Source organism: Nakamurella alba, from assembly GCF_009707545.1.
Lineage (GTDB): Bacteria > Actinomycetota > Actinomycetes > Mycobacteriales > Nakamurellaceae > Nakamurella > Nakamurella alba.
This window is the reverse complement of sequence record NZ_WLYK01000001.1, coordinates 998,475-1,016,706: the sequence shown is the minus strand read 5'-3', so window position 1 is coordinate 1,016,706 and position 18,232 is coordinate 998,475. Positions and strand designations below refer to the sequence as shown.

Genomic DNA, 18,232 nt, shown 5'->3' with positions numbered 1-18,232 from the left:
CCGGACGCGGCGTCCGTGGGTCGTGCGGGGTGGTGCGGGGGGATCAGCCGCCGGAGCTGGAGGTGACGCTCGGGGGCAGGGTGCTGGAGGCCGTGGCCGGGCCGACCAGCCGGATGTAGTTGTCCACGGCCTGGGACAGGTCGTCCGTCGCCTCGGCGATCGCCACCAGGTTGCCGGAACTCTTCGCATCCTCCAGCCGCTGGTTGGCCTGCTCGACCACGGCCAGCGCCTCCGCCGCGTTGGACGGCAACGGCTCCGACGAGGTCGGACCGGTGGTGTCGGTCGTGGTCGGCGGCACGCTGCCGCTGGAGATCGACGCGCTCCCCGACACGGTCGGCGTCCCGTCGCCCGGGGGCTCGACGACTTCGACCGGGGCACTGGCGGCAGCGCTCTCCAGTGCTTCGGTGAGCGTGTCGCCGATGCCCACCCGCTTGTTGAACCAGACCACCACCTTGTTCAGCTGCGGCGCGGCGGAGGTCGAGACACCGCGCAGGTACAGCGGTTCCACGTACAGCAGACCCTCGGACGTCGGCAACGTCAGCAGGTTGCCGTAGATCACCTGGGTGCCCTGGTTCTGTCTGGTGGTGATGAAGTTCGAGAACGACTCGGTGGCGGCGAAGGTCTGCTGGATCAGCAGCGGACCTGGTGTCGTCGTCTCCGTGTTGAGCTGGAGAACCGTTATTTTCCCGTAGTTCTCGGGATCACTGTCCACCGACACGTACGCCTGCAGGAACTGTCGGTAGAACCCGGTCAGCGCACTGGTCAGCTGGAAGGACGAGTCGGCCTGCCCCGGCAGCTGCACCTGCTGGTAGTACGGCGGCTGCGCCGCGGTCACACCGGACTCGGTCGGGTCGTCCGGCACCCGCCAGAAGTTGGAGTTCTGGAAGAAGTCGACGGCGCTCTCCAGGTGGTACTGGGTGAGCAGCGACCGCTGCACCTCGAAGAGGTCCTGCGGGTAGCGGAAGTGGTCCCGCAGCTCCGGGGTCACGTCGGTCGACGGCTTGATCAGCCCCGGGAAGACGCCTTCCCATGCCTTGAGCACCGGATCGGTGTCGTCCACCGAGTACAGGGTCACCGTGCCGTCATAGGCGTCGACCGTGGCCTTCACCGAGTTCCGGATGTAGGAGACCTGCTCGTTGACCTGACCCTGGGCCTGGCCGCTCGCGCTCTGCGAGTTGTTGGTCGCGTCGGACAGGGTCACCTCGCGCGAGTACGGATAGTGCTGCGCGGTGGTGTAGCCGTCGACGATCCAGACGATGCGGCCGTTGACCGCCGCCGGGTAGGGCTTGGTGTCGATGGTGAGGAACGGCGCGGCCTTCTGCACCCGCTCTGCCGGGTCGCGGTAGTACAGGATCTTCGAGTTCCCGTTGATCTCGCTGGAGAACAGGAAGTTGGCCTCGCCGTAGTGCGTGGCGAAGATCAACCGGTCCAACAGGTTGCCGACCCCGACACCACCCTTGCCGGTGTAGGTGAAGTTCGTCGTCGGGGTGTCGTACTCGCGCTGCACGTCGGCCGATTCCGAGCCGACGATCGCGTAGTCGGTGGCCAGCTGGCCGTAGTAGATCCGCGGTTCGTCGACCGGGATCGCGCCCTTGTTGTTGAGATCGGAGACGGTGAAGGCCGGATAGCCGTCGACCACCGAGTTCGCCGGCGCGGCGACGAGGCCGTTGCCGTGCGTGTAGACGAGATGCTCGTTGATCCAGTTCTTCTGCTCGGCCTGCAGCCCGTCCACGTTGAGCTCGCGCAGCGCCACGATGTAGTCCTGCACCCCGCCGTCCTCGGTCGGGTACCGATCGATGGTGAGCTGCTCGGCGAAGCCGTAGAAGTTCTGCTGCTGCTGCCGCTGGGTGAAGGTGTCGGACAGGATGTTCGGGTCCAGCAGCCGGGCGTTGTTGACCGTCTGGGTGCCCAGCAGATCCCGTGGGCTGGCGGCGTTCTCGTCCGGGTACTCGACGTAGGTGACCTTGTCGTCACCGAGCCCGTACGCGGCCTGGGTGGCGGCAATGCTGCGTGCGATGTACGGGGGCTCGCGGGAGATCGCGTTCGGGTTGACGACGACCTGCTGCAGCACCAGCGGCCAGATGCCGCCGATCAGCACCGACGAGAGCACCAGCAGGGCCAGCGCGATCGCCGGCAGCCGCACCGACCGCAGGAACGCGCCGACCACGAAGCCGACCGCACAGATGGCGGCGATGCACATCAGGATGATCTTGGCCGGCAGCACCGCGTTGATGTCGGTGTAGGACGCACCGGTGAAGGATCCACCGCGGTTGGAGAAGAGCAGGTCGTACCGGTCGAACCAGTAGCGGACCGCCTTGACGAGCACGAAGAACCCGACCAGCAGCGAGAGCTGCAGGGTCGCGGCGGCGGAGATCTTGCGGCCCGGACCGGAGACCCGGATGCCGCCGAACAGGTACTGCACCACCAGCACCAGCACGAAGCTGATCCCGGTGAGCACCAGCAGCCAGCCGAGCAGCATCTCCCACAGCGGCAGGGAGAAGACGTAGAAGCCGACGTCGTGCCCGAACTGCGGATCGACCGTGCCGAAGCTCTGCGCGTTCAGCCAGAGCTGCACCGTCTCCCACTCCCCCTGCGCGGACAGGCCGCACACCAGGGCGATGACGATGGCGATCGCGAAGCTGAAGAGCTTCGGCCGGGCGGTGACGACGGTGCGGTACGGGGCGAGCGGGTCGACCTCGTTGCCGGGTACGAACACCGGCCGGGATCGGAATGCGATCAGCAACGAGCCGAGCACCAGTCCGCCGGCCACCAGGGCGCCGATCAGGAACAGGATGATCCGGGTGATCAGCTGGGTGGTGAAGACGTTGCGGTAGCCGACCTCGCCGAACCACGCCCAGTCGAAGTAGATGTTGACGAACTGGAACCACAGCACCGCGAGCACCACGAGCGCGCCGAGCGTGATCAGGACCCGTTTGGCCCGCTTGGACATGGCCGGCATACCGATGGGGGGCCGCTGGGCCACTGACGTGCTCCTGTCGTTGCCGGACCGGTGCGCACCGGCCCTGGGGCTTGCCTGCCGCCGATGACCGGCGACCACACCGCGCAGGTCCGTCTCACGCCGGACCCAGCACGATCACAGGGTCACGGCGGACCCTGATCGATCAACTGTAAGGGGGCGTGCTGGGTTCCCCGTGAGCCGACGCCGCTGACACCAACGAGACACCCACCCCGGGCACAGCAGCGGACGTGCGGGCGGCGCGTGACAGGATCGCCGCATGGCCGATCCCGACCCCGACCGCGACACCCCGCAGCCCGGGCCCGAGTGGTGGGAGGATCCGGACCTGGCCACCGCGGTCGCCGAGGTCGAGGAGTTCGTGGCGAGTGCCGGCTGGGACGCGGCACCACAGCTGTTCGCGCTGGTGGCCAGTGCCGACCTGATCGCCGCGAAGCCGGAGCTCGCCGCCGGGCTCGGCGACACCGCCTTCACCGCGGTGGCCCAGGACCCGCTGGACGCCCCCGACGGCGATCTCGCGGTCGCGCTCTCCCGGGTGTCCTGGCCGCCGGAGGTCTCCGGCTGCGTGCTGGTGCAGGAGATCGTGGTGCTGCCGCCGTCCGCGGTCGCCGACCAGGACGAGCCGCTCGATGCCGCCGCCGCGGCCGGGCACCCCGACCGGCAGGAGGCCCGGTTGGTGGCGGGGGTGCTGCGCGGGATGCCAGGCGGAGCCTGCCTGCTGCGGGTCCGGTCCGCCGACGGCGAGCCGGGCGCGGAGCCGCTGCGCGGCGCCGACCTGGCGCCGAACCTGCTGGTCGCGCTGCAGGCGACCTTCCAGGACTGAGGTCCGGGGTCAGCAGCCGGGCGGGGTGCCGCCGTCGGCGATGGTCTTCAGGGCGTTCATCGCGTCGTCCAGCGTGGCGACCTTGACCAACTGCAGGCCGTCCGGCACCCGGGTCAGCGCCTCGGCGCAGTTGGCCTCGGGGACGAGGAAGATCGTCGCGCCGGCGTCGCGGGCCGCGACCTGCTTCATCAGGATGCCGCCGATCGCACCGACGGTGCCCTTGTCGTCGTCGACCTCCATCGTCCCGGTCCCGGCGATGAAGTGGCCGCTGGTCAGGTCGCCCGGGGTCAGCTTGTCGATGATCCCGAGGGTGAACATCAGTCCGGCCGACGGGCCGCCGATGTTGGCCAGCGAGATGCTGATGGAGAACGGTGCCTTCGGCCGTTCGACCGCGCCGATGCCCAGGAATCCCTGGCTGCCGGAGGTCGCCGGGTCGGCGGCAGCCTGAAGCACGACCTTCTCGTCCTGCTCGGCGCCGTCGCGCAGCACCGTGACCGTCACCGTCTGGCCGGGTGTGGTGTCGGCGAGAGCGGTCCGCAGCGAGGCGAAGTCACTGACCGCCGTCCCGTCGATCGCGGTGATCTGGTCCTGCGGCTCGAGCACCTTCGCGCTCGGCGAGTCGTCCGGGATGGTGCCCACGTAGACGACGTTCGGGTACTTCAGGTAGCGCAGCGCAGCGATCTCGGCACTGGACTGCGAGTCGGAGAACAGCGCCGCGTTCTCCTGGTTGACCTGCTCGACGGTCTTGTCCGGCGGGTAGACCTCCTCCCGCGGCACCAGCGAGAAGTCGCCCTGCGCCCATAGTCCCAGCGCGGAGAACAGCGTCTGGTGGTCGTAGATGGAGATGGTGGTCATGTTGAGGTGACCGGTCGCGCTGTTCTCCTGCACCGAGGCCGGGATGTCGTCACCGGAGAAGCCGATGACCTCCGTGCCGTCGACGTCGTCCAACGTGTTGTAGGTGACACCGGGGCCGAGGGCGACGTACGGGAGCGGCACCGTGAAACCGACCGCGATCAGTGCCGCACCGAGGACCGAGCCCACGATCAGCGTGCGGGCACGCAGCGACCGGGACAGGAACCAGTTCATGCGGCGAGATTAGGGCATCCGGTGTACGGCTCCTGTCGACCCGCGGTGCGCCGGGGCCGGGCACGGACCCGCACAGGGTTCAGCTGACGGCGATCAACTTCAGGGTTGTCCCTCATGCTCTGCACCGACTCGGTCAGTACCGTGGACGACATGACCAACCTGCCCTTCGGTTTCTCCAAGCCCGGCGACGACGAGCCGGAACGCCCCGGCCAGGGCCAGGGTCCCGGGGGCCTGCCGGGCGGGTTCGACCTGTCCCAGCTCGGGTCGATGCTCTCGCAGCTCGGACAGATGATGTCCAGCGCCCAGCCCTCCGCCGGCCCGGTCAACTACGACCTCGCCCGCAAGCTCGCGACCTCCCAGGTCCCAGCCACGCACCCGGCGTCCTCGGTCGACGTCCAGCAGGTGCGCGACGCGGTCGCGCTGGCCGAGGTCTGGCTGCAGGACGCCACCACGTTCCCGGCCGGTGCCCGCACCGCCACGGCCTGGACGGCGAAGCAGTGGATCGACGCCACCATGCCGTTGTGGGAGAAGCTCTGCTCCCCCATCGCCGAGCGGGTGTCCACCGCCTGGGTCGACGGCCTCCCGGAGGAGGCGCGGCAGCAGGCCGGTCCGTTGCTGGCGATGATGGGATCGATGGGCGGCATGGCCTTCGGCAGCCAGCTCGGCCAGGGCCTGGCCCAGCTCGCCGTCGAGGTCCTCACCTCCACCGACGTCGGCCTGCCGCTCGGGCCGGAGGGCACCGCCGCGCTGCTGCCGGTCGCCATCAACGAGTTCGCGTCCGGGCTGTCGCTGCCCGACGACCAGGTCCGGCTGTTCCTGGCCGCCCGGGAAGCGGCGCACCACCGGCTCTACGCCGGGGTGCCGTGGCTGCGGCAGCGGGTGCTCGACCTGGTCGCCGGCTACGCCAAGGGCATCGAGGTCGACTTCTCCGCGTTCGAGGAGCTCGCCGGATCGCTGGACCCGTCGAACCTGGCCGGCATCGAGTCCGCGCTCGGCAAGGGCATGTTCGAGCCGAAGATCACCCCGGGCCAGCAGGCCACGCTGGCCGAGCTGGAGACCCTGCTCGCCCTCGTCGAGGGCTGGGTGGACACGGTCGTCGCCGAGGCGGTCGGCAACCGGCTGCCGGGGGCGGGTGCGCTGCAGGAGACCCTGCGCCGGCGCCGGGCGACCGGCGGTCCGGCGGAGCAGACCTTCGCCACCCTGATCGGCCTGGAACTGCGGCCGCGGCGGCTGCGCGCCGCCGCCGAGCTGTGGAGCGCGCTCACCGCGTCCCGCGGCGCCGACGGCCGGGACGCCCTCTGGGGATCGCCGGACCTGCTGCCGACCGCCAAGGACCTGGACGATCCGACCGGATTCGTCGAGCGGGACAAGGAGTTCAGCGCCCTGCTCGCCGGGCTCGAGGACGTCGAGTCGCTGCCCGACGACGACGGGCCGGCGGCGTCCGGGGACGACAAGGGCGACGCCGGGGACCCGCCGCGCACACTCTGATCCACGCACCGCACGATCCGCACAGCGCACGATCCGCACAGCTGCCGCACCCGGTCGATCCGGGTGCGGCAGCTGTCGTCTCACACTGCGCTGGACTTCGACCAGAGGTTGATCCCGGCCTCCACCGCATGTCCGTCGATCGCCGACAGCTCGTCATCGGTGAGCGTCGGCCCCTGCAGCGCCGCGAGGGAGTCCTCGAGCTGGGCCACCGACGAGGCACCGATCAGCACCGAGCTCATCCGCTCGTCCCGCGCCGCCCACGACAGCGCCAGCTGCGCCAGCGACTGCCCGCGGCCCTGAGCCAGCTCGTTCAGCGACCGGATGTGCCCGATCGCCGCATCGGTGAGCAGATCCGGCGACAGCGACGATCCCTTCGAGGCCCGGGAGCCCTCGGGGATCCCGTTGAGGTACTTGCCGGTGAGCATGCCCTGCGCGAGCGGCGAGAACGCGATGCAGCCGACACCCAGGTCCCCGAGGGTGTCCAGCAGGTCCTCCTCGATCCAGCGGTTGAGCATCGAGTACGACGGCTGGTGGATCAGCAGCGGCGTGCCGAGGTCGGCGAGGATCGCGGCGGCCTGCCGGGTGCGCTCCGGCGAGTAGGACGAGATCCCTGCGTACAGCGCCCTTCCCGAGGTGACGGCGGTGTGCAGGGCACCCATCGTCTCCTCCAGCGGGGTGTCCGGGTCGGCCCGGTGCGAGTAGAAGATGTCGACGTAGTCCAGCCCCATCCGCTCCAGCGACTGGTCGAGGGAGGCGAGCAGGTACTTGCGGGAGCCGAAGTTGCCGTAGGGGCCCGGCCACATGTCGTACCCGGCCTTGCTGGAGATCACCAGCTCATCGCGGTAGGGCCGGAAGTCGTCCCGCAGGTGCCGGCCGAAGTTGGTCTCCGCCGAGCCGTAGGGCGGGCCGTAGTTGTTCGCCAGGTCGAAGTGCGTGACGCCGAGGTCGAACGCCCGGCGCAGCACCGCCCGCTGCCGGTCGAAGTCGTCGACGTCGCCGAAGTTGTGCCAGAGGCCGAGGGAGATCGTCGGCAGGTGCAGGCCGCTGCGGCCCACCCGTCGGTAGGGCATGTCGTCGTAACGCTGCGCGGAGGCCACATAGGTCATGGCGCGATTCTGCACCCGCCGCAGGTGGCACCGCCCGGCATGTCCCGCACCGCCGCCCGCCGTGCTCCAGAGGCGCCGGGTACGGTGAATCGGCCGGGCGCCGAAGCCCGGCACCACAGCCCCGGACCTGCCGGGAGCGGGACAGGAGGCTCCGACGATGGCCGAGACCTACAACGGCTACTGCGTGAAGTGCAAGGAGAAGCGGGACTTCGAAGGCGAGGTCCACGAGACGAACGGCCGCCGGATGGCGAAGGGCACCTGCCCCGTCTGCGGCACCAAGATGAACCGGATCCTGGGCAAGGCCTGATCCGAAAGGCCCGCGCGGCCGGCGCCCTGTGGACAACTCCGCGGCGCCGGCCGCAGACCTGACACCCTTACCTGCGACAGGACGTCGTCCAGGGGGTGGACCGTGCGGGGTGGGCGGGATCAGGTGCAGGCGACCATCGATCCGGGCGGCCGGTTGATGGTGCTGCTGGGGGTGCGGGTGGTGCGCCGTTCGGCCGACGCCGTGCAGATCGGCACCGCACACGACGGCCCGGGGGGCCCGGGTCCGGTGATCCTGCACCAGGCCCCGGCCTGCAGCGTCGACCTGCTGCGCGACCTCGACGGGACCGCCACCGTTGCCGAGGTGCTGCACCGGCACGGCGCGGACCCGGGGGTGTGGTCCCCGCTGCTGACCGAACTGGTTGCCCGCGGACTGGTGGTGCCGCTGGCCGCCCGGGGTACCGGCCCGACACCCGCCGGCGGATGGTCCGAACGCACCGCCCTCGAGCACCGGCACGGTCCGGCCGTGGCCCGGCGCACCCTGCTGGCCCGGGCGGACGCCGTGGTGCGGGTGGTCGGCGGCGGCGACGTCGCACACCACCTCGCCGCCGCGTTGACCACCGCCGGGATCGGGCGGGTCGACACGGCCGCGCATCCCGGGCCCGCGACCCGGCGGGTCGCCGTGCGACCTGCCGATCCGGTGGAGGACGCCGAGGCTGCTGTCGCCGCGGTGCTCCGGGACCCGCAGACCGTGGTGGACACCTCGACCGACCGCTCCTCCGCCCAGCGCCGACCGGCCCGCCCGTCGGCGGTGTCAGCCGCGCCGGTCCCGGTGGCCGCGGACTCCCGGACCGATCTGGTCGTACTGACCGGCACCGCGCCGGCCGCACCGTGGACGGTGATGTCCCTGCTGTCCGGGGGCATCGCGCACCTGCATCTGCTGACCGGGGTCGACGGGTGCACCGTCGGCCCGCTCACCCTGCCCGGCCGCAGCGTCTGTGCGCTCTGCGTGCTGCGGCACCGTTCGGCCCTGGACCCCGGGTGGCCGGCTGTCGAGGCCGGGATGCGGGAGACCGCGGCCCTCTCCCCTGCCACCGTCATGCAGGCCGCGGTGCTGCTCGCGCTGGTCGAGGTACTCGGCCACATCGACGGCCTGCAGGCGCCGGCGACCCTCGACGGCACCCTCGACTGGACACCGGAGCCGGCCCGGCCGCGGCGACGCAGCTGGTCCCGGCATCCGGACTGCGACTGCCGGCGGGTCTGAACGCCGGCGCGGTCCGGCCGTCGGCGTCCGAAAGTCACCGAGGACCACTGCACACCCCTCACGAATCCACTGCAGACCGCCCGCGACCACCGAAGAACCGTTAATGCCACCGGCCGAAGATCGTCGTGAGGAACAATGGGGTCATGTCCGACATCCCCCGCGGCGCACTGGGGCGCACCGCCCGGCTGGCCGGCCTGCCGCTGTCGGCGGCGGGGCGGGTCGCCCAGGGCTGGGGACAGCGGCTGATCGGCAAGGACCGCGAGGAGATCACCGCCGAGATGCAGCGCCGCACCGCGGAGCAGGTGTTCGACGTGCTGGGCACGCTCAAGGGCGGTGCCATGAAGTTCGGCCAGGCGCTGTCGGTCTACGAGGCCGCGATTCCCGAGGAACACGCCGCGCCGTACCGGGAGGCGCTGTCCCGGCTGCAGAACGCGGCGCCGCCGATGCCGACCGCCACCGTGCACCGGGTGCTGGCCGAGCAGCTGGGCGGTGCATGGCGGGAACGGTTCGACAGTTTCGACGACGAGGCCGCGGCGGCGGCGAGCATCGGCCAGGTGCACCGGGCGGTGTGGCACGACGGCCGCGACGTCGCGGTGAAGATCCAGTACCCGGGAGCCGGCGACGCCCTGCGGGCCGACATGAACCAGCTCAACCGGGTGGCCCCGCTGCTGGGGTTGATGCTGCCCGGCGTCGAGGTGCGGCCGCTGCTCGCCGAACTGCGGGAACGGGTGCTGGAGGAGCTGGACTACACCGCGGAGGCCGCGAACCAGCGCGCCTTCGCCAAGGCCTATGCCGGGGACCCGGAGATCCTGGTGCCGAGGGTGTTGGCCAGCGCTCCCAAGGTGGTGGTGTCCGAGTGGGTGGAGGGCACCGGGATGCTCGGCATCATCCGCGAGGGCACGGTCGCGGAGCGCGACCTGGCCGGTCGGCTGCTCACCGAACTGCACTTCTCGGCGCCGCAGCGGGTGGGGCTGCTGCACTCCGACCCGCACCCCGGCAACTACCTGCTGACCGCCGACGGGCGGCTCGCCACCATCGACTTCGGCTCGGTGGCGCGGCTGCCGAACGGGTCGCCGCCGATCATCGGGCGGATGTCACGCCTCGCGCTGGACGGCCGCACCGACGAGTTCGTGGAAGGTCTGCGCGCGGAGGGGTTCATCCCCGCCGGCTTCGACCCGGATCCGGAGCACCTGATCGAGTACCTGGCCCCGTTCGCGGAACCGTTGCGGCACGAGACCTTCCACTTCACCCGTGCCTGGATGCAGGAGCGGGCGGCCCGGATGACGGATCTGAGCAGCAAGGACGTGCAGCTCGCCCGGCACCTGAACCTGCCGCCGTCCTACCTGATGATCCACCGGGTGACCTTCGGGTCGATCGGCGTGCTCTGCCAGCTGGACGCGACCGCGCCGTTCCGCGACATCGTGTCCCGCTGGCAGCCCGGCTTCGGCGACGACGGCTGACCGCTCCCGGGCGGGTCACCACCACTCCTGGTCGAGTTTGGCCTCGATCGCCCGCAGATGGGTGCGGGCGCAGACGGCGCACACCCAGGTGAGGCCGCGCGGCCCGCGCTCGCTCACCCAGTCCAACGGGGTCGCCGCGGCGACGGTGCCGCACATCGTGCAAGTGACCGTGTCCTCCGGAACCCGTTCCACGACAGCAGGATAGGACCGAAAGGCCGGCCGGGGCGGTGACCGCGCCGGGACGGGCCAAGGCCGGAGAAGTGCCGGGCTGAGAGGGCCGGGCTGATGAGGGCCGGGCTGATGAGGGCCGGCGAACCTGGTCGACGATCGGGCCGGGACAGGCCCCGGCAGCAGCGACGTCGGCGAGGTACCCGCGACGGTGTCAGGCGGAGTGCGGACGGCGTGGTGGTCCGGCGAATTCCGGATCGCGAACAGCACGACGACCGGGCCCTGCGGTCTCCCCGCCGGGTCCGGTCGTCGTGCTGTTCGGTGTGTGGGTGAACGGTGCTGGTGCTGTGCTCGTCGGGATCTTCCGGATCACCGCCGCCCGGTCCGGACGGCGCACCTCTTGGTGCGCCTTCCGGACCTGACATGCAGTGCGCTGCAACGGTTCTGTCCGCTGCCGCGGCGGTGCTGCCGGGTGGGTGCTCAGCGCGCGGAGCGCTGCCGACGATGCCGGCGGGCCGTCCGGGCCTGCTCGACGTCGCGCTGCACCTGACGCATTCGGTCACGTGCCAGTTCTTCCAACATGAGTGACATCTCGATGCTCCTGTGTCGTGGGTTGCGCTCGATGCGCGGAGAGTTGTTGGCGTGCAGGCCGTTCCTGCCCGCCGGTGGAGTGCGGTCCAGCTGCCGGACGATGCGCCGGTTGTCGCGGTTCACGCGGCGACCTTCCGGGGCCGGCCCCTGGGCCGCTTCCGGGCGATCACCACGCCGTGGTCGAAGATCTCGCCGCCCCATACGCCCCAGGGCTCGCTCCGCTCGAGGGCCGCCGCGAGACATGCTGCACGCAGCGGACAATCGGCGCAGAGCACCTTGGCCTTCTCCAGGTCCTCGGGCCGCTCGGCGAAGAACAGGTCCGGGTCCCCGGTGTGGCAGGGCAGCTCTCTGGCGAACTGCGGGTCGCCGATGATCTCCTCGATCACCTGAGGGCTGTCGGTCAGTGCGATCACGGGTTGTCACCTCCGTGTGTGTGATCTCTTCGGGTGGATGTGCGGGGTTCCTGCGACGGACCCGCTCGAATCGGGTGGTCGTGTGGTCCGGGAACGCCGAAGCCGCGGTGTCTCTGCTGAAGAGACCCGCGGCCGGGAAGAGATACTCGGAGGTGCTACCTCACAGAGTTCTCCCCGGACCAACGGGGCTGGTTGCCGGCGCCGGCGGCCTCGATCTTGTCGAGGTGGCGCAGGCGCGCACCGACGACGATCGGAGACACAGCGGTGCCCAGGAAACCGGCAGCGCGCGGGGTGCCCAGATCGTCGATCATCGGCGTTATGCTGATCATCATCACCGTGGCACCTCCTTCGCTCTCGCTGCCTGCCCGTCCGGGGAGGCTCCGGCAGTGTTGCCGGGCTGTTTCTGGAACGTGTGTGAGAGTAGTTCGCCCGCGCGGAGGCGCGCAACCGAATTACCAGGATTTCCCGAACTTTTCCTGATCTTCTGACACCGGCGTACTGCCAACGGGTTTCGCGGGCGCCGCGATCCGGGACAGATCCGGCACCGTTGACCCCGCGTTCCGGCCGGGCACGTGCCGCGCGACGCCGTACCGGGTCGGCGGACCCGGAGGCATCGGACTCAGGACGCGGAGATGATGCCGAGGACCTCGCTGCCGTAGGTGTCGAGCTTGGTCCGGCCGATGCCGGGGATGGCCAGCAGCGCGGCGCCGTCGGCCGGCCGGCGCTCGGCGATGGCGAGCAGCGTGGCATCGCTGAACACCACGTAGGCCGGCACCGACGAGGCGGCGCTGCGGTCCTTGCGCCAGGCCCGCAGTGCGTCCACCAGTGCCGGATCCGCGGTGGACGGGCAGTTCTCGCACCGCCCGATCTTGATCTCGGCCGGCGCGGTGAGCACCCCGTTGCACATCCGGCAGCGGCTCTGCCCGGGCCGGGCGCGGGTCGCACCGGCCAGGCCCTCCGGCGCCAGCCCGGTCAGGAAGCGGCTGCGCCGTCGGGTTCGCCGGCCACCCTCCGCACGGGACAGCGCCCAGGACAGCGCGAGTCGGGTGCGGGCCCGGGTGATCCCGACGTAGAGCAGCCGGCGCTCCTCCTCGATCTCCTCCGGCGACTCGGCGTGCTGGATGGGCAGGGTGCCGTCGGTCAGCCCGACCAGGAACACCACGTCCCACTCCAGCCCCTTGGCCGCGTGCAGCGACGCCAGCGTGACGCCCTCCACCGACGGTGCGTGCTGCGCCTCGGCCCGCTGCTCCAGCTCGGCCACCAGCGCGCCCAGGTCGGCCGGGACGGTGCTCTCCAGGGCGGCCAGGTCCTCGGCGACCCCGACCAGGGCCAGCAGGGACTCCCACCGGTCCCGCAGGGCACCGGCGGCCGGTGGCTCCTCCGTCAGACCGACATCGGCCAGCACGGCACGGACCACGTCGACCAGGGTGCGGCCCTCGGGCAGTCCGCCGTCGGCCGCCACCGACGCGCGGCGCAGCGCGGTGAGCGCCTGCCGCACCTCGGGCCGGGCGAAGAAGCGCTCGCCGCCGCGGATCAGATAGGGCACGCCGGCGTCGGACAGCGCCTTCTCGTAGACCTCGGACTGCGCGTTGATCCGATAGAGGACGGCGATGCCGGATGCCGGCTGCCCGGCGGCGATGAGTGCGGCGGCCTTCTCGGCGACGTTGCGCGCCTCGGCCGGCTCGTCGGGCAGCTCGGTGAAGGTCGCCTCCGGGCCGGGCGGCAGCACGGCGGTGAGCTTGAGCCGGAGCCGGGCGGACTGTCCCTGGGCCGCAGCGATCACCCGGTTCGCCAGGGTCACCACCTGCGGCGTCGACCGGTAGTCCCGCTCCAGCCGGACGATGGTGGCGTTCGGGTAGGTGCGGTCGAAGTCGAGCAGGTGGGTCGGCGAGGCACCGGCGAAGGAGTAGATGGTCTGGTTCGCATCACCGACCACGGTCAGCTGGTCGCGCCCGCCGAGCCAGGCGCCGAGCAGCCGCTGCTGCAGCGGGGTGACGTCCTGGTACTCGTCGACGACGAAGCAGCGGTACCGGGCCCGGAACTCCCGGGCCACGTCCTCGTCCTCCTCCAGCACGGCGCAGGTGTGCAGCAGCAGGTCGTCGAAGTCGAGCTGCTCGGACTGCACCCGGGCCTTCTCGTAGTTCGCGAACACCTTCCCGACCAGGTCGGCGGCGACGGGGGTGTCACGACGGCGGCGCGCCACCTCCGCCACATAGGTGTCCGGGGTGATCAGGCAGGCCTTGGACCATTCGATCTCGGACGCCAGGTCCCGCAGGGTCGCGGCGTCGGTGCCGGCATTGGCCCGGCGGGCGGCGGCGGCGACCAGCCGCAGCTTGTTCTCCACCACCGGCCAGAGCTGGCCGCCGACCGCACGGGGCCAGAAGTACCGCAGCTGCTTGAGCGCGGCCGAGTGGAAGGTGCGGGCCTGCACACCGGGCACGCCCAGATCGCGCAGCCGGATCCGCATCTCCCCCGCCGCCCGGGTGGTGAAGGTGACCGCGAGGATCTCCGACACCGGGTGCGCACCGGTCGCCACCAGGTGCGCGATGCGGTGGGTGATGGTGCGGGTCTTGCCGGTACCGGCGCCGGCGAGCACGCAGACCGGCCCCGAGGGCGCGAGCACCGCCGCCCGTTGCCCGTCGTCCAGTCCCGCCAGCAGGTCCACCGTCACGTCGTCCAGTTTCGCACGGATGTACGACGGGCCGGTGCTGCGCCGCGGGAGATGTGGACAACCCGGTCGGGCACCGAGCGGCTCACGGGGTGTCGAGCGCGGCCCAGCCCTCGATCATCCGGCGGGCGATGGAGACCTCACCGGGCAGCAGGATGCCCGGACCGGTGGCCCGGGGGTCGTCCGGGGCGGTCCAGTCGTCGCCGCCGGCCAGGGCGGCCCGGACGGTCGCCCGGTCCACCCACATCGCCTCCTCGATCTCGCCGTCGCGCGGCCGCAGCGGATCACCGGGATCGGCGCGGGCGGAGAAGCCGAGCATCAGCGACCGGGGGAACGGCCACGGCTGCGAGCCGAGGTAGGTGATGTCCTCGACGACCAGGCCGACCTCCTCCTCGATCTCGCGCAGCACGGTCGCCTCCAACGACTCGCCACCCTCCACGAACCCGGCCAGCACCGAGTACCGCCCGGCCGGCCAGATCGGTTGCCGGGCCAGCACCATCCGGTCCGCGCCGTCGTGCACCAGCACGATGACCGCGGGGTCGGTACGCGGGAACTCCTCGTGCCCGTTGGGGCAGTGCCGGGACCAGCCGGCGGACCGAGGCTCGCTGGGCTCCCCGCAGCGCGGGCAGAACCGCCCGGCGCGGTGCCAGCCGAGCACCGAGACCGCGGCGGTCAGCAGCCCGGCATCGGTGTCGTCGAGTGCCGCACCGAGCTCACGCAGGCCGGCCGCACCGTCGGCGACGGTGTCGTCGAGATCACCGGAGAGCGCCCAGACGTCGTGCGCCCCTTCGGTTCCGGCGCGGGTGACCCGGCCGAGCAGCACCGCCCCCGCCGGGGGCACCTCACCGAGACCGGCAGCGGGCAGCAACGCCAGCTCCACCCGGCCGTCGCCGGTCGTGACGGTGCCGACCCTGCCCTTGTCGTCGACCACCAGCACCGAGGCGGTCGCCCATCCGGCCCGCGACCGGTCGGCGTCCCGCAGGTCCTCGGAGCGGTCCGCGGTCCCCCTGGACAGCAGCGGCACCTCGATCGGGAACCACCCGGGCAGCCCCGTCATGCGCGCACCACTCCCCCGATCCGGTCCAGCGCCGAACCGACGGCATCGGCGTCACCCAGCACCACGCCGGTGAAGTTGCTCGGTGCGAGCACCCGCGCCGCGGCGGCGGTCACGTCGTCGACGCCGACCGCCCGCAGGCGGGCCGGGTGCTCCCGGAGCCAGGTGATGTCCAGGCCGTGACCGGCGAGCGCGGACAGCGTGGACGCCAGACCCGCCTGGGTGGACAGCGACGTGGCCAGTGTGCCCAGGGCGTAGTTCCGGGCCGCCTCCACCTCGGCAGCCGTCGGCGGGGTCAGCGCGAGACGTCCGAGCTCGTAACGGGTCTCCAGCAGCGCGGCGGCGGTCGACGCGGTGTTGGTGTCGAAGCCGACGGTGATCGCCGCCCGGCCGGGCCAGAACTCCAGCGAGGAGTGGGCGGAGTAGGTGTAGCCCTTGTCCTCCCGGATGTTCTCCACCAGGCGTGAGGAGAAGAACCCGCCGTAGACCAGGTTCGCCAGCTGGGCCGCGGCGTAGCCGGGATCGGTCCGCGGCACCGCCGGTGCGGTCAACCGGATCTGGGTCTGCACCGCATTCTCGCGGTGGTGCAGCTGAACCGGGCCGGCATCGATCCACGGCGGCGTGGTGAGCGGCCGGGCGGTGCCCCGGGAGGTCCAGCCGGCCAACGCGGTCGCCGCCTGCTCGATGGCCTTCGCCGGGGAGAGGTCCCCGACGAGCACCAGGATCGAACCACGCGGGACCACGCCGTTGCGGTGCCGCTCCCGGACCGCGGCCGGGGTGAGCGCGGCGACCAGTTGCGGGTCGGGCATGTCCCAGGCCGCCGGGTGATCGCCGAAACGCCGCTCCTGCAACAGCATCCGGGCGACCACCGACGGCTGCGAGCCGGAGACCGCGAGATGCTCCAGCAGTCGTTCGCGCTCGCCGGCCACGTCCCGTTTGTGGAAGGCGGGATCTGTCAGCGAATCGGCCAGGACGTCCAGCAGCAGCGGCAGACCCGGCGCCAGCACGGATCCGGAGATGACCAGCCGCTGCGGGTCCAGCCCGGTGCCCAGATGGCCGCCGACCGTGGCCAGATCCGCGTCGACCCGTTCCCGGGATCGGCTGCCGGTGCCGAGCAGCAGCGTGGCGGCGAGCAGCTCTGCCCGTGCGGCCTGCACGTGCGTGCGGTTGCCGAACGGCACCCGCAGCCGGAGCTCGGCCAGCGGTGTACCCGGCTTCCGGACGGCGAGCACCTGCAGACCGTTGTCCAGCACCGCGGTGCGGTAGGCCGGGGGGCGCCGGGTGGGCGTGGTGCGCAAGGCCGGGACCGGGCGCGGCCCGGTGGCGGTCACCGCGATCTGCTCGGCGGAACGGGATCCGGGCTTCGGGGTGCGGGTCCGCGGGGTGCGGGAACGGGGCGGCATCAGCGGTCAGCTCCCGGGATGACCTCGAGGATCGCGCAGCGACCCGGGTCCAGGTGCGCGGCCGCGTCCCGGATGGCCTCCGGCGGGAGGGCGGCGATCATCGCCGGGATCTCGTTGAGCAGTTCGGCGCGGCCGTGCAGCAGCTCGAACGAGCCGAGCGACCGGGTACGCGCCGAGATCGAGTCGCTCTCCCGGAAGTGGCCGGCCGAGAATCGGGCCACCGCACTGGTCATCTCCTCCTCGGTCGGCCCGTCCTGGGCCACCGCGGCGAGCTGCTCGTAGGCCGCCTCGCGCACCGTCTCCCCGTCGACCTCGGCCGGGTGCAGGGCGCCGAGCACGAAGATGTCGGGATCACGGGCGTCGAACGGGCCGCCCATCAGCCCCGGACCGGACCAGATCTCGGTCGCCAGGCCGGCCTCGGCCACCACGGTGGACTGCAGCCGGGACGACTCGCCGTCCGAGAGCAGCTGTCCCAGAAGGACTGTCGCCAGGTAGGAGTCGAGATCGGCCACCGGGTCCGGCAGCCGCCAGCCCACGGCGAAGGCCGGGAGCGGCGCGAGCGGATCCGGGTGCTGCCCCTTGATCACACCGTCCGGTACCGGCTCGTCGAAGGACGGCCGGACCGGGGCCGGGCGGTACGGCACGTCCGAGAAATGTTGCTGCACCAGGTCCGCGGCCTCGTCCGGATCGAAGTCACCGCACACCGTGAGCACCGCGTTGGCCGGTGTGTAGTACTTCTCGAAGAAGTCGGCGCAGTCCGCGACGGTGGCGGCCTGCAGATCGACGAAATCGCCGTACCCGTTGTGCGCGTTGGCGAACGTGGAGAACAGCAACGGCGGCAGGTAGATCCAGGAGAACCCGCCGTACGGCCGGTTCAGCACGTTCAGCCGGATCTCCTCGCTGACCACGTCGACCTGGTTGGCCAGGTTCTCGGCGGTGATCCGCGGTGCGCGCATCCGGTCGGCCTCGAGGAACAGACCGCGTTCCAGGGCCGCGGCGGGCAGCACCTCGAAGTAGTCGGTGTAGTCGGTGTGGGTGGAGCCGTTGAAGATGCCGCCCGAGGACTGCACCAGCCGGAAGTGCTCGAGTTTGGGCAGCGACTCGCTGCCCTGGAACATCAGGTGCTCGAAGAGGTGGGCGAACCCGGTGCGGCCCTCGGGCTCCGACCGGAAGCCGACGTCGTAGTGGACGGCCACGCCGACCACCCCGCTGGTCCGGTCGGGTGCCAGCACCACCCGCAGTCCGTTGTCCAGCCGGAGCCTGCTGACCGGGTGCTCGGCGGTGGGGATCGCCGATCGGCGGCGGGATCGCCGTGTCGGCGTAACGGTGTGGGCCACCCCGCCACACTAACCAGCCGTTCGCCCGGCTCAGGGTCCCACCCACCGTTCGTGTCGCGTCGCTCCGCACCTGTGTGACCGGTTGTCCGAATCCGGTGCCGGTCCGGAGTTCGGGCGGGCGTCGGCATGGGGT

The 18,232-nt window shown here is 71.5% G+C and carries 16 protein-coding genes; 5 read left to right on the top strand and 11 right to left on the bottom strand.

Features of this window, described 5'->3' with window-relative positions:
• Positions 1-43: 43 nt before the first annotated feature.
• Positions 44-2,959, bottom strand: coding sequence for a UPF0182 family membrane protein (locus GIS00_RS04475; RefSeq protein ID WP_154767903.1), 2,916 nt, complete (start codon positions 2,957-2,959; stop codon positions 44-46).
• 277 nt (positions 2,960-3,236) lie between these two features.
• Here GIS00_RS04475 and GIS00_RS04470 point away from each other — a divergent pair, with 277 nt between their 5' ends.
• On the top strand, positions 3,237-3,797 hold the full coding sequence (locus GIS00_RS04470; RefSeq protein WP_230312774.1) for a PPA1309 family protein: 561 nt from the start codon (positions 3,237-3,239) through the stop codon (positions 3,795-3,797).
• 9 nt (positions 3,798-3,806) lie between these two features.
• Here GIS00_RS04470 and GIS00_RS04465 read toward each other — a convergent pair whose 3' ends face one another.
• A complete protein-coding gene (locus GIS00_RS04465) occupies positions 3,807-4,883 on the bottom strand; it encodes a YlbL family protein (protein ID WP_154767102.1) in 1,077 nt (358 codons plus the stop codon).
• 150 nt (positions 4,884-5,033) lie between these two features.
• On the opposite strand from GIS00_RS04465, the gene GIS00_RS04460 reads away from it, so the two are divergent.
• The gene (locus GIS00_RS04460; RefSeq protein ID WP_154767101.1) at positions 5,034-6,371 is read left to right on the top strand and encodes a zinc-dependent metalloprotease; all 1,338 of its coding nucleotides are present in this window, start codon (positions 5,034-5,036) and stop codon (positions 6,369-6,371) included.
• An 80-nt stretch (positions 6,372-6,451) separates the two neighbouring features.
• Here the strand turns inward: GIS00_RS04460 and mgrA are convergent, their stop codons facing one another.
• Positions 6,452-7,477 carry an L-glyceraldehyde 3-phosphate reductase gene (gene mgrA / locus GIS00_RS04455; RefSeq protein ID WP_154767100.1) on the bottom strand — a complete coding sequence of 342 codons (1,026 nt, stop codon included), beginning with the start codon at positions 7,475-7,477 and terminating at the stop codon, positions 6,452-6,454.
• A 157-nt stretch (positions 7,478-7,634) separates the two neighbouring features.
• Here mgrA and GIS00_RS26785 point away from each other — a divergent pair, with 157 nt between their 5' ends.
• The 3 genes from GIS00_RS26785 (at position 7,635) to GIS00_RS04445 (ending at position 10,465) form a co-directional block, all read left to right on the top strand.
• On the top strand, positions 7,635-7,784 hold the full coding sequence (locus GIS00_RS26785) for a DUF5679 domain-containing protein (RefSeq protein WP_196073110.1): 150 nt from the start codon (positions 7,635-7,637) through the stop codon (positions 7,782-7,784).
• A gap of 123 nt (positions 7,785-7,907) precedes the next feature.
• Positions 7,908-9,005 carry a hypothetical protein gene (locus GIS00_RS04450; protein WP_154767099.1) on the top strand — a complete coding sequence of 366 codons (1,098 nt, stop codon included), beginning with the start codon at positions 7,908-7,910 and terminating at the stop codon, positions 9,003-9,005.
• A 143-nt stretch (positions 9,006-9,148) separates the two neighbouring features.
• The gene (locus tag GIS00_RS04445) at positions 9,149-10,465 is read left to right on the top strand and encodes an ABC1 kinase family protein (protein ID WP_154767098.1); all 1,317 of its coding nucleotides are present in this window, start codon (positions 9,149-9,151) and stop codon (positions 10,463-10,465) included.
• Positions 10,466-10,480: 15 nt separating this feature from the next.
• Here GIS00_RS04445 and GIS00_RS04440 read toward each other — a convergent pair whose 3' ends face one another.
• From GIS00_RS04440 to GIS00_RS04405, 8 genes are all read right to left on the bottom strand, one after another.
• Positions 10,481-10,657: a hypothetical protein gene (locus tag GIS00_RS04440; RefSeq protein ID WP_154767097.1), complete on the bottom strand. Its 177-nt coding sequence runs from the start codon at positions 10,655-10,657 to the stop codon at positions 10,481-10,483.
• Between the two features lie 456 nt (positions 10,658-11,113).
• On the bottom strand, positions 11,114-11,347 hold the full coding sequence (locus tag GIS00_RS04435) for a hypothetical protein (RefSeq protein ID WP_154767096.1): 234 nt from the start codon (positions 11,345-11,347) through the stop codon (positions 11,114-11,116).
• Positions 11,344-11,628 (bottom strand): WhiB family transcriptional regulator, encoded by a 285-nt coding sequence (locus GIS00_RS04430; protein ID WP_154767901.1) that lies wholly within the window; start codon positions 11,626-11,628, stop codon positions 11,344-11,346. The genes GIS00_RS04435 and GIS00_RS04430 overlap by 4 nt, the downstream gene beginning before the upstream one ends.
• A 164-nt stretch (positions 11,629-11,792) precedes the next feature.
• Positions 11,793-11,969, bottom strand: a complete 177-nt coding sequence (locus tag GIS00_RS04425; RefSeq protein ID WP_154767095.1) for a hypothetical protein — start codon at positions 11,967-11,969, stop codon at positions 11,793-11,795.
• 287 nt (positions 11,970-12,256) lie between these two features.
• Complete coding sequence (locus GIS00_RS04420; RefSeq protein WP_322097491.1) at positions 12,257-14,308, bottom strand: ATP-dependent DNA helicase UvrD2; 2,052 nt, start codon at positions 14,306-14,308, stop codon at positions 12,257-12,259.
• An 82-nt stretch (positions 14,309-14,390) separates the two neighbouring features.
• Positions 14,391-15,362: an NAD(+) diphosphatase gene (nudC, locus tag GIS00_RS04415; RefSeq protein WP_154767093.1), complete on the bottom strand. Its 972-nt coding sequence runs from the start codon at positions 15,360-15,362 to the stop codon at positions 14,391-14,393.
• A complete protein-coding gene (locus GIS00_RS04410; protein ID WP_154767092.1) occupies positions 15,359-16,762 on the bottom strand; it encodes a M16 family metallopeptidase in 1,404 nt (467 codons plus the stop codon). The genes nudC and GIS00_RS04410 overlap by 4 nt, the downstream gene beginning before the upstream one ends.
• Positions 16,762-18,051, bottom strand: coding sequence for a M16 family metallopeptidase (locus GIS00_RS04405; RefSeq protein WP_407666790.1), 1,290 nt, complete (start codon positions 18,049-18,051; stop codon positions 16,762-16,764). The genes GIS00_RS04410 and GIS00_RS04405 overlap by 1 nt, the downstream gene beginning before the upstream one ends.
• Positions 18,052-18,232 lie beyond the last annotated feature (181 nt).

Bases quoted from the DNA above. Each gene is read 5' to 3' on its own strand.
- GIS00_RS04410 (WP_154767092.1), bottom strand. From the start codon at position 16,762: ATGCCGCCCCGTTCCCGCACCCCGCGGACCCGCACCCCGAAGCCCGGA.
- GIS00_RS26785 (WP_196073110.1), top strand. From the start codon at position 7,635: ATGGCCGAGACCTACAACGGCTACTGCGTGAAGTGCAAGGAGAAGCGG.
- GIS00_RS04460 (WP_154767101.1), top strand. From the start codon at position 5,034: ATGACCAACCTGCCCTTCGGTTTCTCCAAGCCCGGCGACGACGAGCCG.
- GIS00_RS04445 (WP_154767098.1), top strand. From the start codon at position 9,149: ATGTCCGACATCCCCCGCGGCGCACTGGGGCGCACCGCCCGGCTGGCC.
- GIS00_RS04465 (WP_154767102.1), bottom strand. From the start codon at position 4,883: ATGAACTGGTTCCTGTCCCGGTCGCTGCGTGCCCGCACGCTGATCGTG.
- nudC (WP_154767093.1), bottom strand. From the start codon at position 15,362: ATGACGGGGCTGCCCGGGTGGTTCCCGATCGAGGTGCCGCTGCTGTCC.
- GIS00_RS04470 (WP_230312774.1), top strand. From the start codon at position 3,237: ATGGCCGATCCCGACCCCGACCGCGACACCCCGCAGCCCGGGCCCGAG.
- GIS00_RS04425 (WP_154767095.1), bottom strand. From the start codon at position 11,969: ATGATGATCAGCATAACGCCGATGATCGACGATCTGGGCACCCCGCGC.
- mgrA (WP_154767100.1), bottom strand. From the start codon at position 7,477: ATGACCTATGTGGCCTCCGCGCAGCGTTACGACGACATGCCCTACCGA.
- GIS00_RS04475 (WP_154767903.1), bottom strand. From the start codon at position 2,959: ATGCCGGCCATGTCCAAGCGGGCCAAACGGGTCCTGATCACGCTCGGC.